The 11,879-nt window shown below is 59.6% G+C and carries 13 protein-coding genes; 8 read left to right on the top strand and 5 right to left on the bottom strand.

The features are described 5' to 3' along the window. The first annotated feature begins 3 nt into the window (after positions 1-3). From JOD69_RS03325 to JOD69_RS03295, 7 genes are all read left to right on the top strand, one after another. A complete protein-coding gene (locus JOD69_RS03325; RefSeq protein WP_077731155.1) occupies positions 4-357 on the top strand; it encodes an integration host factor subunit alpha in 354 nt (117 codons plus the stop codon). Positions 358-421: 64 nt separating this feature from the next. Further along, positions 422-1,453 (top strand): N-acetyl-gamma-glutamyl-phosphate reductase, encoded by a 1,032-nt coding sequence (gene argC, locus JOD69_RS03320; protein WP_086135272.1) that lies wholly within the window; start codon positions 422-424, stop codon positions 1,451-1,453. Positions 1,454-1,624: 171 nt separating this feature from the next. Beyond that, entirely contained in the window at positions 1,625-2,548 is a 924-nt protein-coding gene (prmB, locus tag JOD69_RS03315; RefSeq protein WP_156879554.1) for a 50S ribosomal protein L3 N(5)-glutamine methyltransferase, read from the top strand. A 225-nt stretch (positions 2,549-2,773) separates the two neighbouring features. Then, positions 2,774-3,385, top strand: coding sequence for an arylesterase (locus tag JOD69_RS03310; protein ID WP_210023790.1), 612 nt, complete (start codon positions 2,774-2,776; stop codon positions 3,383-3,385). Between the two features lie 43 nt (positions 3,386-3,428). After that, positions 3,429-4,529 carry a chorismate synthase gene (aroC, locus tag JOD69_RS03305; RefSeq protein ID WP_156879555.1) on the top strand — a complete coding sequence of 367 codons (1,101 nt, stop codon included), beginning with the start codon at positions 3,429-3,431 and terminating at the stop codon, positions 4,527-4,529. Further along, positions 4,499-5,713, top strand: coding sequence for an MFS transporter (locus tag JOD69_RS03300; RefSeq protein ID WP_348529943.1), 1,215 nt, complete (start codon positions 4,499-4,501; stop codon positions 5,711-5,713). The genes aroC and JOD69_RS03300 overlap by 31 nt, the downstream gene beginning before the upstream one ends. A 69-nt stretch (positions 5,714-5,782) precedes the next feature. Beyond that, positions 5,783-6,322, top strand: a complete 540-nt coding sequence (locus JOD69_RS03295; protein WP_077731213.1) for a DUF2058 domain-containing protein — start codon at positions 5,783-5,785, stop codon at positions 6,320-6,322. Positions 6,323-6,580: 258 nt separating this feature from the next. Here the strand turns inward: JOD69_RS03295 and sufT are convergent, their stop codons facing one another. From sufT to JOD69_RS03270, 5 genes are read right to left on the bottom strand one after another with little or no spacing between them, the layout of a single operon-like run. Then, the gene (sufT, locus tag JOD69_RS03290; RefSeq protein ID WP_077731161.1) at positions 6,581-7,135 is read right to left on the bottom strand and encodes a putative Fe-S cluster assembly protein SufT; all 555 of its coding nucleotides are present in this window, start codon (positions 7,133-7,135) and stop codon (positions 6,581-6,583) included. A 5-nt stretch (positions 7,136-7,140) separates the two neighbouring features. Then, positions 7,141-7,863 carry an SDR family NAD(P)-dependent oxidoreductase gene (locus JOD69_RS03285; RefSeq protein WP_077731162.1) on the bottom strand — a complete coding sequence of 241 codons (723 nt, stop codon included), beginning with the start codon at positions 7,861-7,863 and terminating at the stop codon, positions 7,141-7,143. Next, positions 7,860-8,537, bottom strand: coding sequence for an HAD-IA family hydrolase (locus JOD69_RS03280; RefSeq protein ID WP_168183892.1), 678 nt, complete (start codon positions 8,535-8,537; stop codon positions 7,860-7,862). The genes JOD69_RS03285 and JOD69_RS03280 overlap by 4 nt, the downstream gene beginning before the upstream one ends. Positions 8,538-8,541: 4 nt before the next feature. After that, positions 8,542-9,252 carry a bifunctional 2-polyprenyl-6-hydroxyphenol methylase/3-demethylubiquinol 3-O-methyltransferase UbiG gene (ubiG, locus tag JOD69_RS03275; RefSeq protein ID WP_086135276.1) on the bottom strand — a complete coding sequence of 237 codons (711 nt, stop codon included), beginning with the start codon at positions 9,250-9,252 and terminating at the stop codon, positions 8,542-8,544. After that, entirely contained in the window at positions 9,249-10,574 is a 1,326-nt protein-coding gene (locus JOD69_RS03270) for a TRZ/ATZ family hydrolase (RefSeq protein ID WP_086135277.1), read from the bottom strand. Before JOD69_RS03270 ends, ubiG begins: the two co-directional genes overlap by 4 nt. A 125-nt stretch (positions 10,575-10,699) precedes the next feature. Between JOD69_RS03270 and JOD69_RS03265 the strand changes: the two genes are divergently transcribed. Beyond that, the gene (locus JOD69_RS03265) at positions 10,700-11,878 is read left to right on the top strand and encodes a pyridoxal phosphate-dependent aminotransferase (RefSeq protein ID WP_205781135.1); all 1,179 of its coding nucleotides are present in this window, start codon (positions 10,700-10,702) and stop codon (positions 11,876-11,878) included. Position 11,879: the final 1 nt, after the last annotated feature.

The raw sequence follows: 11,879 nt of genomic DNA, 5'->3' as shown, positions 1-11,879 counted from the left end.
AAGATGGCACTGACCAAAGCAGATATGGTTGAGAGGCTTTTCGAGAACCACGGCATTAACAAGCGGGATGCCAAGGAGTTGGTCGACCAGTTTTTCGAAGAGATCAAGGCCGCGCTGGCGCAAGGAAATTCAGTGAAATTGTCCGGGTTCGGCAATTTCGATCTTCGCGACAAAAATCAGCGGCCGGGCAGAAATCCGAAAACCGGTGAAGAGATTCCGATCACCGCGCGCCGTGTGGTGACGTTCAAGCCGGGACAGAAATTGAAGGTCAGCGTGGAAGCGTATTCGAGACAAAACGCCGAGAACGTTCGGCTAGAAAGCGAAGCGCCGAGTGCGAAAAAATCTCGAGGGTCGTGAGTTTTCTTGACCTGCTTCCTTCGCGGAAATCGTCCCTAATTCGTTTCGAACGAGAGAGCCGAGAATGATCCGAGTCGGCATTGTAGGCGGTACCGGCTATACCGGTGTGGAGTTGCTGCGGATTCTCGCGCTTCATCCTGACGTCGCCATAACCATCGTCACCTCGCGGGCCGATGCCGGAAAACGAGTCGACGAGTTGTATCCGAACCTGCGGGGTTTCGTCGATGCGATCTTCGTCGAGCCCTCGGCGGATGCGCTAGCCGGATGCGACGTGGTGTTTTTTGCGACGCCCAACGGTACTGCGATGCGGACGGCCGAAGCCTTGTTGGCGCGGGGCGTCAAAGTTATCGACCTGTCCGCCGATTTCCGCCTCAAAAACCCGGATGTATGGGCTCATTGGTACGGAGAGCCGCACGTTTCTCCCCAGCTGTTGGAAGAAGCCGTTTACGGGCTGCCCGAAGTGAATCGGGCACTGATTCGGTCGGCGCGGCTGATCGCATGCCCCGGTTGTTATCCGACTTCGGTTCAACTGGCATTATTGCCATTGATTGAGGCGAGGGCGATTCGCTTGGACCGCATCATCGCCGACGTGAAATCGGGTGTTAGCGGCGCCGGGCGCAAAGCAGAAATTCCCATGCTTATGAGCGAAACGGGCGAGAGCCTCAAGGCTTATAGCGTCAAAGGCCATCGTCATTGGCCGGAAATCAAGCAGGGATTGGACCAAGCCGCAGGACAGGACGTGGGCCTCACCTTCGTGCCCCATTTGATCCCCATGATTCGGGGTATTCACGCCACGGTTTATGCCGAACTGAGCGCCGCGCACGGCGACTTGCAGGCGCTATTCGAGGAGCGCTATCGAGCCGAACCTTTCGTCGACGTTCTGCCGGCGGGTTCCCATCCCGACACTCGCAACGTGCGCGGCGTAAACCGATGCCAGATTGCCGTCCATAGGCCTATGGACGGCAATACGGTGGTAATTTTGTCGGTCATAGACAATTTGGTGAAAGGTGCAGCCGGCCAAGCGGTGCAAAACATGAACCTGATGTTTGGCCTGGAGGAAACGAAAGGGCTCAGAAATATCGGGCTTTATCCCTAAAGCGGTTTCAATGGTGACGGGCAGAGACTCAAGTAGACCGTTCGCGTAAACCGTAGCTCTGGTGGTAACGTACCCGTTGGTTCTAGTGCGTCCGTCGGCGGATTTTCCATAAGCCTCGTCGGTACGGGGCGATTTTCCATTACAATACCGGGTCTACCGGAATCTTCGGCCATGTCGACATCACCCCATCCGTCCGTAACCTTAACCACCATCCGCGATTACATCCGTTGGGCCGCCAGCCGTTTCGTGCAAGCGGAGTTGTTTTTCGGCCACGGTACCGCCAGCGCACTGGACGAAGCCGCCGCCTTGGTGCTTCATACCTTGCATATGCCTTACGATCTCCCGGGCGGCTATTTCGCGGCCACGTTGACCATGGACGAGCGCGAGCGTGTCCTCGCACTCATCCAGCGCCGCATCGTCGAGCGCAAGCCTCTGGCGTATCTCGTTCACGAGGCTTCTTTTGCCGGTTTGCCCTTCTATGTTGACGAACGGGTACTGGTGCCGCGTTCGCCCATCGCCGAACTGATCGAAAACCATTTCGCTCCCTGGATCGAGGCGGACCGGGTGCACGACGTGCTCGATCTTTGCACCGGCAGCGCGTGCATTGCCATCGCTTGCGCTTACGCCTTTCCGGAGGCACGGGTCGACGCCGTCGATATCTCGTCGGACGCGCTGGAAGTGGCGCGTATCAATATCAAGAAGCACCACCTGGAAGACCGGGTGAACGCCATCAAATCGGACGTTTACTCCGAGTTGGGCGACCGGCGTTACGATCTGATCGTCAGCAATCCTCCTTACGTAAACCTCGACGAGTGGCGCGGCTTGGCGCCGGAATATCACGCCGAGCCGAGGCTGGGCCTGGAAGCGGGCGAAGACGGCCTCGATTGCGTGCGCCGCATCCTCCGGGACGCCCATCGCCACCTTAAACCGGAGGGCGTTCTTGTCGTCGAAGTCGGCAGCAGCGCCGAAGCCCTGGAAACCGCCTACCCGGAAGTTCCCTTCTACTGGCTGGATTTCGAGCGGGGCGGCGAGGGTGTGTTCCTGCTGACTGCCGAACAGGTCGACCGGTGTAACAAGCTTTTTCAGAAGAGTTAGAAGAAGCTGACAAGTCCGCCAGCGCTGGGACAATATTGCAATCTCTCATGGAATCTCTGCTAGCAGCAATCCGAGGCACGACTATTCTTGTCGGGGGCGATGAGTACGCGAACCGTATGCTTCGTTCACTATGCGGTTCCTCGTAACCACAGCCCAGGATTTGTTGCACGTTGATTCAACGTGATCGACTCGTTACTAACGAACAAGATCAAGCAGAGGGAAACAATGAGAGTTCAGTTAAAATTCGCCGGTATGTCTGTTCTGCTGTTATGGCTGGTGGCCTGTGGCTCTAGCGCGAAACTGCCGAAGCTTCCGACGGAGGCGAAGGTGCTCGCGTTTGGCGACAGTCTGACTTTCGGAACCGGCGCCGGTTCCGAGCAGAGTTATCCATCCGTATTGCAAGGCTTGATCGGGCGAGAGGTCATCAACGCCGGCGTGCCGGGCGAAACCAGTGCGGAAGGTCTGGAGCGCCTGCCGGCACTGCTGGACGAGCATCAGCCCACGCTGTTGATTCTATGCCACGGCGGTAACGATTTTCTGCGCAACTTGGGCGAGCAGCAGGCGGCCGACAACGTCCGGGCCATGGTCAAATTGGCCAGGGACCGCGGCATCGGCGTGGTTTTGATCGCCGTGCCCAAGTTCGGGCTGATGTTCTCGCCGCCCGAGTTTTATGCAAAGATCGCCGAAGAGTTCGCGATTCCCTTCGAAACCGGGACGCTGAGCAAAATCATCCGGGACAATTCGCTCAAATCCGATGGGGTACACCCGAATGGGCCGGGCTATCGGATGCTGGCCGAGGCAGTGGCGGATCGGCTCAAGGTGGCGGGGGCGATTTGAACCTTAATAGCTCCGTCGTTTAGGAACGTTTGAAATCTTTACCATGTCCGGAAACACCCTAGGCAAACTCTTTACCGTCACTTCCTTCGGCGAGAGCCACGGTCCCGCCATCGGCTGCATCGTGGACGGCTGCCCGCCGGGCCTGGAGTTGTCCGAGGCCGACATTCAGGGGGAGCTGGAACGGCGGCGCCCCGGCAAATCCCGGCATACCACGCAACGCCGCGAGCCCGACGAAGTGAAGATTTTGTCCGGGGTGTTCGACGGGCGTACCACGGGCACCCCGATCGGTCTTCTGATCGCGAACGTGGATCAGCGTTCCAAGGATTACTCCACGATCGCCGACTCCTTTCGGCCGGGTCATGCCGATTACACCTACCATATGAAATACGGCTTCCGGGATTACCGCGGCGGCGGGCGCTCGTCCGCTCGCGAAACCGCCATGCGGGTGGCTGCCGGCGCCATCGCCAAGAAATATCTGAAAGAACGGGTCGGCGTGACGATCCGCGCTTATCTGGCCCAACTCGGCCCGATCAAGATCGATCGGGTGGTTTGGGAGGAGGTGGACAACAACCCGTTCTTCTGCCCAGACCCCGAGAAGGTCGCGGAGCTGGAAGCCTATATGGACGCTCTGCGCAAAGAAGGGGAGTCCATCGGCGCGCGCATCAACGTCGTCGCGACCGGCGTGCCGCCGGGCTGGGGCGAACCGATTTTCGACCGGCTGGATGCCGAGCTGGCTTATGCCTTGATGAGCATCAACGCCGTCAAAGGGGTGGAGATCGGCGACGGTTTCGCCTGCGTCGAGGCGAAAGGCACCGAGTTCCGCGACGAGATGAGTCCGCAAGGTTTCCTGAGCAATCATGCCGGCGGAGTATTGGGCGGCATTTCCTCGGGACAGGATATCGTTGCCAGCATCGCACTGAAGCCGACCTCCAGCTTGCGCCTGCCGGGCCGTTCCGTGAACGTCAGGGGCGAGCCCGTGGAGGTGATCACCACGGGTCGGCACGACCCCTGCGTCGGCATCCGGGCCACCCCCATCGCCGAAGCGATGACGGCCCTAGTGCTGATGGATCATTACCTGCGGCATCGCGCCCAGAATCCGGACGTGAAGACGGAATTGGCGCCGATTCCATCCAGGGCTCCGTAGCCCCGAACGATCTTCCGCCAGCCATGCTCTCGGCGCGTAAAGTGCCTTACGGCCGGTTGTCCGGCTTTTATTTTTTCTATTTCGCGGCGCTGGGCGCCTTTTTGCCGTACTGGGCGCTTTATCTCCAGGACACGGGATTCTCTGCGGCGGAGATCGGCCAGTTGATCGCCATTACCGCTGCGACCCGAGTCGTCGCGCCGAATCTTTGGGGGTGGCTGGCGGATCGAACGGGGCGGCCCCTGTACCTGGTCCGGCTCGCCGGGTTTTTCACCCTAGTCGCTTTCAGCCTGGTTTTAAGACTACAAGGATTCGCAGGATTCGCCCTGGTCATGCTGGTATTCAGTTTCTTCTGGAATGCCATGCTGCCGCTTTTCGAAACCGTCACGCTCAATCACCTGCGCCATGATACGTATCGCTACAGTTGGGTGCGGGTATGGGGCTCGATTGGCTTCATCGCGGCGGTCGTGTCGATCGGCAAGGCTTTGGAGCGCGTCCTTTCGATCGGTTGTCTACCGCAGTTGATCGTGCTGCTGTTCGGCGGGCTGTGGCTGGTCAGCCTGGCTGTGCCGAGAGGTCCGAAGGAAATTCATGGCCCGGAACCGAGCTCTTTGTCGAATATCTTGAAGCGTGGCGACGTCATTGCTTTTTTCCTGGCGTGTATGCTGCAACAACTCGCACACGGTCCTTACTACGTCTTTTTCTCGGTATATCTTCGGGATCACGGCTTCAGCAGCGGCGAGACCGGTCAGTTATGGGCACTCGGCGTCCTGGCGGAAATCGTGCTGTTCGCGTTCTTGCACCGTTTACTGGCGCGCTACAGTCTGCGCCGGATCTTTCTGGCGAGCCTCGCCCTGAGCGTTGTGCGCTGGCTATTGATTGCCTGGGGTGTCGATAGCCTTGCGGCGATTTTCTCCGGCCAACTGCTTCACGCGGCGAGTTTCGGCTCGGCCCACGTGGCCGCCATCCATCTGGTGCATCGCCATTTCCGCGGTCCGCATCACGGCAAAGGACAAGCCCTTTACAGTGCCCTCAGTTTCGGTTTGGGCGGCGCGCTGGGTAGTCTATACAGCGGATACTTCTGGACGGCGTGGGGGCCTCACTGGGTTTATACGGCGGCGGCGGGCTCCAGCTTATTGGCCTTACTGGTCGCCTGGCCGTCCGTTGGGAAACGGGATGTGGATTGACCGTTCTGCCGTCGGTATTGAAAGATGTGGGTGTGGCATTGAATATGAGACGAAACAGGAGCCATGGGCATGAGTAACTCCCTGAGAGATCAGCTTCTAAAGGCGGGCTTGGTCAACGACAAGCAGGTCAAACAGGCCAGCAAGGAAGTACGAAAACAGGAAAAGCAGAATCGCCACGGAAATGCTGCCGCAAAGGACGAGAGCAAGCGCGCGGCTCAGGACGCTATGGCGGCAAAAGTCGAGCGTGACCGCCAGCTCAATCTGGAAAAAGCCAAAGAAGCGGAAAGAAAAGCGCTTGCCGCGCAAATCAAGCAGCTGATCGAGATGAACCGCGTCTCGCCGGGGGAGGACGAGATCGCTTACCGGTTCGCGCACGACAACAAGGTCAAAACCCTCTATGTGTCCAAAACGGTACATCAAAGTCTTGTGGCGGGCAGGCTTGCAATAGCCAGCCTGGAGTCTCGGTATGAGATCGTCCCGCTGCCGGTGGCCGAAAAAATCAAGCAGCGGGATGAAACCCGAATCGTTCTGCTCAATCAGCCCGATCAAGCGCAAGATGCCGACGACGAATATGCCGATTACAAGATCCCCGACGATTTGATGTGGTAGGCGCGTCTGGCGACGTGTGATCAGTTGTAGGTCGGGAATCCCACCCCAATCGCAAACGGACGCTCCGGCAGCGCCAGGACGTCGGTTCTCAACACAGCGGGTTGTCGGCAAGGGATTGCCGACCTACAACGATGCGCCTGGGCGGCCGAGTAGGTCGGGAATCCTTTCCCGACGTTTACAGATCGGCCAGAGGTTTTGTTGGCAAAGGATGGCCGACTTACGGGCAGCCTGGGGGACCGTACCAAACCGGAAAATGGTCTAGATCATTCCCAGCTGAAGTTTCGCCACCTCGGACATCATGTCGCGCGACCAGGGCGGATCGAAGACCACTTCGACGTTCACCCTGTTCACGCCCGGGAGATTTCTTACCGCCGCTTCGGCGTCGTATTGCAGGACAGGGCCCATGCCGCAGCCGGGTGCGGTCAGGGTCATGATGATGTCGACATCGTTCTTGCCCTCTTCGACGGGAGTCACCTTGCAGTGGTAGACCAGCCCCAAGTCGACGATGTTGACCGGTATTTCCGGGTCGAAAATGGTCCTCAGCACTTCCCAAACGTTTTTTTCGACGGATTCGGGATCCGTGCCGCTCACGAGATTGCCCATGATCGGCGGTTCTTTCCCGAGGGCATCGGCGTCGTTTCCGGCGATGCGCACCATCTGGCCCATTTCGGTGACCACGGTGAAGTTGCCGCCCAAAGACTGATACAGACTTACTACGTGGCCTTTCGGCAGTGAACCGGGGGTGCCGTCGGGGATCTGGACGACGTTGACATCCCGCTGAAGGACGATGCTTTCGCGACCGTAACCGTACATAAGTGTTATGCGTTGTTAATCAGATAAGCGTTTGAAGGTGTTTCGTTTGGACTCAGCAGGCGGGCGATTTGCTCCGCATGGATGTCCGGCAAAGGCAGCCCCGCCGGGTTCTCGGCCGGATAGGCGCGCCGGCGAAGCGGGGACTGCATGGGACCCGGCGAATACAGGTGAACGCGAACCTTGCGGCTTTCCAGCTCGTCCGAAAGGATTCGCCCGAAGCCTTCCAGGCCGATCTTGGCCACCCCGTAAGCACCCCAATAGGCTTTTCCGGTTCGGGCCACCGAGTCGGTGATGAATACGATGCCCGAATCGGGAGATTTCGCTATCAATGGCAGGAGTTCCCGGGTCAGCAGGAACGGCGCGGTCAGGTTGACGTGAAGCAGACGTTGCCACAGTCCACCGCTGATATCGCTTACCGGTCCGAGTGCGCCGAGCTCGGCAGCGCAATGCACCAGTCCGTGCAGCGCGCCGAATTCCCGCTCGACCGAGGCTGCGAGATCGCGGTAATCGTCCTCGGTAGCGCCGGCCAAATCGAGTGGATAAATCGCCGGTTGCGGTCCTCCGGCAGCTACGATGGCGTCGTAGACCTTCTCCAGCTTCGGTATGGTCTTTCCGAGCAGGATGACCGTCGCGCCCTCGGCGGCGCAAGTCTTCGAAACCGCCGAGCCGAGCCCGCCGCCGGCACCGGTAACGAGAATGACGCGGTCAGCAAGCATCGAGCCGCTCATGACAGCGCTCCGTCCAGCCAGGGCAGCAGATCCCGAGGTGTCGCAAGCAGGCCGTCGGCGCCCCAGTCATGAGGCGCATGCTCCGCCGCGATATAACCGTACAGCGCCGTGAGGGTCGTCATGCCGGCTCGGCAGCCGGCTTCCACGTCGCCGGGAGCATCGCCGATGTAGACGCACTCTTCCGGGGGGTGATTCAAACGCCGGCTGGCTTCCAGAAGGGGAAGGGGATGCGGCTTTTTTTCGGCGGTGGTGTCGCCACTGATGACGCATCCGGCACGGTCGGCCAGATTTAGTTTTTTCAGCAAGGGATCGGTGAACCTGCTCATCTTGTTGGTGACGATGCCCCAGGGAATGCCGCGCCGTTCGAGCTCGCCGAGCACGGATTCGGTACCGTCGAAGAAGCGGGTGCGGTCGGCGACATGGGCGTGGTAAAGCTCCAGCATCCGTTGCTGCACTCGGCCGAAGAGCGCCGGCTCGTAATCCCCGTTGAACGCGCAGCGCAGCATGACGGCGGCGCCGCCCGAGATGCAGGGCTTGAGTTCGTCCACGGAACGCGGCGGAATATCGGCCTCGGCGAGCGCGGCGTTGGCGGCAAAGACCAGATCGGGCGCGGTGTCGAGCAGAGTTCCGTCCAGATCGAACAGCACGGCGGAAACCGTCGGGTTTGCTGCCATGCGTTTATTCCTCGGGTCTGGCGAATGCCGCCAGGTAATTGACATCCAAATCGCGGCTCAGGGTGAACTGCCCGGTGATCGGGTTGTAGGCGATGCCCTCCATGCCGAGAAGCTCGAGTCCCGCTTCCCGTGCCCATCGGCTGAGCTCGGACGGTTTGATGAAGGTCGCGTAGTCGTGGGTTCCCTTGGGAATCATGTTCAAGAGGTATTCCGCGCCGACGATCGCGAGGAGATAGGCTTTGAGCTTCCGGTTCAGCGTCGAGAAAAAGACTCGGCCGCCCGGCTTGACCAGTTTGGCGCAGGCTCTGACGACCGAAGCGGGGTCCGGCACGTGTTCCAGCATTTCCATGCAGGTCACGATGTCGAAGCTGCCGGGTTCCGCTTCGGCAAGCGCCTCGGCGCTGATCCGTCGATAATCTGCCTCGATCCCCGATTCGTCCGCATGGGATTTCGCGATATCCAAAAGCTCTTCGGCTAGGTCGATGCCGACTACCTGGGCGCCGGCCCGCGCCAGTCCCTCGCTCAGTATTCCACCGCCGCAACCGACATCGACGACACGCTTGCCTTCGAGTTCCGCGAAGGAGCGAATGAACTGAATGCGCAAAGGGTTGACCGCATGCAAGGTCTTGAATTCCCCGTCGAGGTCCCACCAGCGATCGGCCAGCACGCCGAATTTGTGGATTTCGTGTTCGTGGACGTTTTCGGTGCTCGTCATGGCCGTTCCTGTACGCTGATTAATTTCTCCCGCCAGGCGGCGGCTTTCTGGAAAAGTTCTTCGGTGTTCAGAGTCGTGAGCTCGCGGTTTTTCAGAAGCTGGCGTCCCGCCACCCAGACGTCAGTGATCTGATGGCGTCCGGCCGCATAGACGACATTCGAAATCGGGTCGTACAAGGGTTGGGTTTCGAGTTCGTCGAGATGGATAGCCGTGATATCGGCAGACTTTCCGATTTCCAGCGAACCGATCTCCGCCTCGAGTCCCAAGGCCTTGGCCCCGTTGAGCGTCGCCATCCGCAATGCGGTATGGGCCGGAACCGCGGCGGCATCTCCCGATACCGCCTTGGCGAGCAAGGCCGCGGCACGCATTTCACCCATCAGGTCGAGATCGTTGTTGCTGGCCGCGCCGTCCGTGCCGATGGCGACGTTGATACCCGCCTTAACGAGCTTGGCGACGGGACAAAAGCCGCTGGCCAGCTTCAGATTCGATTCGGGACAGTGCACGACGCTGCCGCCGGATTCGGCGAATTGGCCGATTTCTTCATCCGTGAGCTGGGTCATATGTACCGCAACGAAGGACGGGCCCAAAAGATCCAGCTGCTGAAGCCGCTTCATGGGGCGCATGCCGTAACGCTGGCGGCCCTGATCGATTTCGTCCCGGGTTTCGTGCAGATGCATGTGGATCGGGCGGTCGAGTTCCGCAGCCAAGGTACGAACCTTCAGCAAGGGCTCGTCCGAAACGGAATAGGGCGCATGCGGGGCGAACGCCGTGGTGATCAAAGGGTTGTGGCGAAGTTCGTCGTACAGCGCCAGTCCCTTGGATAAATACTCGTCGGGGCCGCTCGCCCATGCGCTCGGAAAATCGATAAGGATCAGGCCGACCACGGCGCGCATGCCGCAACGTGCCGCCTGGCGGGCAGTAACCTCGGGAAAGAAATACATGTCGTTGAAGCAAGTGACGCCCCCGCGAATCATTTCCGCCATCGCCAGATCGGTGCCGTCGCGCACGAAGTTCTCGCCGACCCATTTCTGTTCCAAGGGCCAAATATGGTCGAGCAGCCATTCCATCAGCGGCCGGTCGTCGGCCACGCCGCGCAACAAGGTCATGGCGGCATGGGTATGGGCGTTGACGAAGCCTGGGATCAGAGCATGACGATCGAGCGACTCCACCGACGCGGCTTGATATTTAAGTTCGGCCTCGGAAATCGGCAGGATGTCCACGATCCGCCCGCCGTCTATGGCGAGAGCATGATGTTCCAGAACAATACGATCGGGCTCCACCGGGATGATCCAGCGCGCCTTTAGCAGAGTGTCGATTTGCATTCGATAACCTAGTGTTTCACTAAACTTTATCATGGGGCGTCCGGCTTGTGCATCCTGCGCCGAGCGAGAGGCATTTTAACCGATGCGGGAAAGCGCCTTACAATTCGCGTTTTTGGCAGTGTGACATGACGAAGCATCGACCGAAGGTCAGCCGGCGCATGAGCGCCGTGCAAGCCCCCATCATTCCGGTAATTGCCGAGTTGATCCGAAGCCATCCCGGAACGGTTTCGCTGGGGCAGGGCGTGGTGTTCTACGGTCCGCCAGCGGCTGCCCACGAAGCGATCCGCGGTTTCTTCGCGAAACCGGAAAATCAGAAGTACGGCCCCGTCCAGGGCATGTCTCGGCTGCTCGAGTTGATCGAGCGAAAACTGGCGGCAGAGAACGGTATCCGCGTTGGCGCAGAGCGACGCATCGTAGTAACGGCCGGCGGAAACATGGGTTTTCTCAATGCCCTGTTCGCCATCGCCGATCCGGGCGACGAAATCATCCTGCCGCTTCCGTACTATTTCAACCAGGAAATGGCGATCCGGATGCTCAACTGCACGCCGGTGTTCGTGCCGACGGACGAGAACTATCAACTTCGGACCGATCTCATCCGGGCCGCCGTTAACGATCGGACCCGGGCAATCGTCACCATCTCGCCGAACAATCCCAGCGGAGCGGTTTATTCGGAAGACGCCTTGCGGGCGGTCAACGCGATTTGCCGAGAACACGGGATATACCATATCAGCGACGAGGCTTACGAATATTTCACCTACGGCGCGAAGCATTTTTCGCCGGCCTCAGTGCAAAATTCCGAGCCGCACACCATCTCGCTGTTCTCGCTTTCCAAGGCTTACGGTTTCGCGAGCTGGCGCATTGGTTACATGGTGATTCCGGAGCATTTGTACGAGGCGGTGCTGAAAGCCCAGGACACCAATCTCATCTGCGCGCCCTCGATTTCGCAGCACGCAGCGGTCGGAGCGCTCGAGACAGGTTCCGGCTATTGCCGCGAGAAACTGGAGACCATCGGCCGGGTTCGCGAGATCGTTTTGGACGGACTGCGGAATCTGGCCGATATCTGCCGGGTTCCGGAAGCCCAGGGCGCTTTCTATCTTCTGCTAAAGCTCGATACCGAGCTCGACTCAATGATGGTCGCGGAACGCCTGATCCGGGAGCACAAGGTGGCCGTCATTCCGGGCAAGGCTTTCGGGCTGGAAACAGGCTGTTATCTGCGGGTTGCCTACGGTGCTCTGGAGCCCGAGACGGCCGCCGAGGGAACTCGGCGGCTCGTGGGGGGATTGCGCGCCGTTGTCGATGCGTGAG

Source organism: Methylocaldum sp. RMAD-M (assembly GCF_017832375.1).
GTDB lineage: Bacteria > Pseudomonadota > Gammaproteobacteria > Methylococcales > Methylococcaceae > Methylocaldum.
This window is presented reverse-complemented; position numbering and strand designations above follow the sequence as displayed.

Excerpts from the sequence above, each read along its gene's own strand:
- JOD69_RS03325 (WP_077731155.1), top strand. The coding sequence starts at position 4 with ATGGCACTGACCAAAGCAGATATGGTTGAGAGGCTTTTCGAGAACCAC.
- argC (WP_086135272.1), top strand. The coding sequence starts at position 422 with ATGATCCGAGTCGGCATTGTAGGCGGTACCGGCTATACCGGTGTGGAG.
- prmB (WP_156879554.1), top strand. The coding sequence starts at position 1,625 with ATGTCGACATCACCCCATCCGTCCGTAACCTTAACCACCATCCGCGAT.
- JOD69_RS03310 (WP_210023790.1), top strand. The coding sequence starts at position 2,774 with ATGAGAGTTCAGTTAAAATTCGCCGGTATGTCTGTTCTGCTGTTATGG.
- aroC (WP_156879555.1), top strand. The coding sequence starts at position 3,429 with ATGTCCGGAAACACCCTAGGCAAACTCTTTACCGTCACTTCCTTCGGC.
- JOD69_RS03295 (WP_077731213.1), top strand. The coding sequence starts at position 5,783 with ATGAGTAACTCCCTGAGAGATCAGCTTCTAAAGGCGGGCTTGGTCAAC.
- sufT (WP_077731161.1), bottom strand. The coding sequence starts at position 7,135 with ATGTACGGTTACGGTCGCGAAAGCATCGTCCTTCAGCGGGATGTCAAC.
- JOD69_RS03285 (WP_077731162.1), bottom strand. The coding sequence starts at position 7,863 with ATGAGCGGCTCGATGCTTGCTGACCGCGTCATTCTCGTTACCGGTGCC.
- JOD69_RS03280 (WP_168183892.1), bottom strand. The coding sequence starts at position 8,537 with ATGGCAGCAAACCCGACGGTTTCCGCCGTGCTGTTCGATCTGGACGGA.
- ubiG (WP_086135276.1), bottom strand. The coding sequence starts at position 9,252 with ATGACGAGCACCGAAAACGTCCACGAACACGAAATCCACAAATTCGGC.
- JOD69_RS03270 (WP_086135277.1), bottom strand. The coding sequence starts at position 10,574 with ATGCAAATCGACACTCTGCTAAAGGCGCGCTGGATCATCCCGGTGGAG.
- JOD69_RS03265 (WP_205781135.1), top strand. The coding sequence starts at position 10,700 with ATGACGAAGCATCGACCGAAGGTCAGCCGGCGCATGAGCGCCGTGCAA.